Below are 2,353 nucleotides of genomic sequence, written 5' to 3'. Positions count from 1 at the left end.
CGGCACCTGGCGGCGGCGATGCCTTTGGTGGGGTTACGGAGGAGGCGGCGGACCAGGGCGGGAGCCGCGATCTTTCCTCTGAACCGCAGCCGGACATCACCATTCCGCCGATGCCGGGCGAGGAGCCGGGCGATCTCGCCCCGGCACCCGCACCGGTCCGGGCCGAGCGGCCGGAGCGTGACGAGCGTCAGGACCGCCGCGAGCGGGGCCAGGACCGGCAGCAGGATCGTGGCCCGCGCCAGGACCGGCAGCGGGAGTTCCGCGAGCCGCGCGAGTTCCGCGAACGCCAGGACAACCGCAACAATTTCGAGCGCAACCGCAACGAGTTCCGCCGCGAACGTGACGACAGCCGCCAGCGCCATTTCGAGCAGCGGCGGGGCGGGCGCCATGACGGCCTGCCGCGGGTGCGCGAGGAGGAGGAATTGGCCGCCGCGGAGATCGCCGCGGACGTCAACCGGCCGACCATCAACCTCACCGAGCTGAAGCGCCGCTCGCCGGCCGAGCTTCTGACCTATGCCGAAGAGCTGGGCATCGAGCAGCCGAGCGCCCTGAAGAAGGGCGACCTGATCTTCGCGGTCCTGAAGCGCCTGGCCGAGACTGACATCGCGATCACGGGCGACGGGGTCATCGAGATCCTCCAGGACGGCTTCGGCTTCCTGCGCTCGCCGGACGTGAACTACGTGGCGGGGCCGGACGACGTCTACGTGTCGCCGTCGCAGATCCGCCGCTTCGGCCTGCGCACCGGCGACGTGGTCCATGGCCTGGTGCGGGCGCCCAAGGAGGGTGAGCGCTACTTCGCCCTGCTGCGCGCCAACACGATCAATTTCGAGGAGCCGGAGAAGGCCCGGCACCGCGTCCATTTCGAGAACCTGACGCCCTATTACCCGACCGAGAAGCTCAAGCTCGAGGTCCCGGGCATCAAGGACATGAGCACGCGGATCATCGACATGACCTCGCCGCTGGGCAAAGGCCAGCGTGCGCTGATCGTGGCGCCGCCCCGGGTCGGCAAGACGGTGCTGATGCAGAACATCGCCCACGCGATCATGGCGAACCACCCCGAGGTGTTCCTGATCGTGCTGCTGATCGACGAGCGGCCGGAAGAGGTCACCGACATGCAGCGCACCGTGCGCGGCGAGGTGGTCTCCTCGACCTTCGACGAGCCGGCGACCCGCCATGTCCAGGTCGCCGAGATGGTGATCGAGAAGGCCAAGCGCCTGGTCGAGATGGGCAAGGACGTGGTGATCCTGTTGGACAGCATCACCCGCCTGGCACGCGCCTACAACACGGTGGTGCCTTCGTCCGGCAAGGTGCTGACCGGCGGCGTCGACGCCAACGCCCTGCAGCGGCCCAAGCGCTTCTTCGGTGCGGCGCGCAACATCGAGGCGGGCGGCTCGCTCACCATCATCGCCACGGCGCTGATCGACACCGGCTCGCGCATGGACGAGGTGATCTTCGAGGAGTTCAAGGGTACAGGCAACTCGGAGATCGTGCTGGACCGTCGGATCGCCGACAAGCGCGTGTTCCCATCCCTGGACGTGCAGAAGTCCGGTACCCGCAAGGAGGAACTGCTGGTCGATCGCGGCACGCTCCAGCGCATGTGGGTCCTGCGCCGCATCCTCAGCCCGATGGGCACGGTGGATGCGATCGAGTTCCTGCTCGACAAGATGAAGCACGCGAAGACCAACGACGACTTCTGGAACACCATGAACTGATTTGGCGGGCCTCGGTCCGGCTCAGGCCGGGCGGGGCCCGAACAAGATCAGGGCCGCACCCAGCAGGCAGACCAGCGTGCCGGCCAGATCCCAGCGGTCCGGGCACACCCCTTCGGCCGCCCAGAGCCAGAGCAGGCTCGCGAGGATGTAGATGCCGCCATAGGCCGCAAAAGCGCGTCCCGCGGCATCTGCGGGGCTCAGCGTCAGGAGCCAGGCGAACAGGGCGAGGCTGGCCATGCCGGGCACCAGCCAGAGGATCGAGCGGCCAAGCCGCAGCCAGGCCCAGAACGCGAAGCAGCCGGCGATCTCGGCCAGGGCCGCGCCGAGATAGATCGGCAGAACCGACATCTCAGGTCCGCATGCCGCGCTGGATGGCAAAGCGCCGCAGCGGGCGCAGCCGGTCCAGCAGGGTGAGCGCTGCTCCACGGGCGCGCGTGACCGGCACCAGCTCGTTGGTGAACAGCCGGGCCAAGCCGTGGGTCAGCCAGATCGAGCGGGTGTTCGGGCCGCGTCGCTGCCGCTCATAGGCGCGCAGCACGTCGGGGGAGCCCGGTTCGTCCGGCCGCGCCGCGATGAGCCGCACTAGGGCCGCCACGTCGGCGATCCCCATGTTGAAGCCCTGGGCGTGGATGGGATGGACC

General features: G+C 68.9%; 3 protein-coding genes. 1 reads left to right on the top strand and 2 read right to left on the bottom strand.

Annotated elements, in window-relative coordinates; genetic code table 11:
- Positions 1–464 precede the first annotated feature (464 nt).
- Positions 465–1,712 carry a transcription termination factor Rho gene (gene rho, locus EQG76_RS15295; RefSeq protein WP_235031386.1) on the top strand — a complete coding sequence of 416 codons (1,248 nt, stop codon included), beginning with the start codon at positions 465–467 and terminating at the stop codon, positions 1,710–1,712.
- A 21-nt stretch (positions 1,713–1,733) separates the two neighbouring features.
- Here the strand turns inward: rho and EQG76_RS15290 are convergent, their stop codons facing one another.
- Both EQG76_RS15290 and EQG76_RS15285 read right to left on the bottom strand, forming a co-directional pair.
- On the bottom strand, positions 1,734–2,060 hold the full coding sequence (locus EQG76_RS15290; protein ID WP_159714953.1) for a YnfA family protein: 327 nt from the start codon (positions 2,058–2,060) through the stop codon (positions 1,734–1,736).
- A 1-nt stretch (position 2,061) separates the two neighbouring features.
- Positions 2,062–2,353: FAD-dependent monooxygenase (locus EQG76_RS15285; protein WP_200840842.1), on the bottom strand; the 292-nt coding region annotated here is incomplete at its 5' end.

Source organism: Geminicoccus flavidas (assembly GCF_009806515.1).
GTDB classification, from domain to species: domain Bacteria; phylum Pseudomonadota; class Alphaproteobacteria; order Geminicoccales; family Geminicoccaceae; genus Geminicoccus; species Geminicoccus flavidus.
Note: the sequence above shows the minus strand (reverse complement) of the source record. Positions and strands in the feature narration are given on the sequence as shown.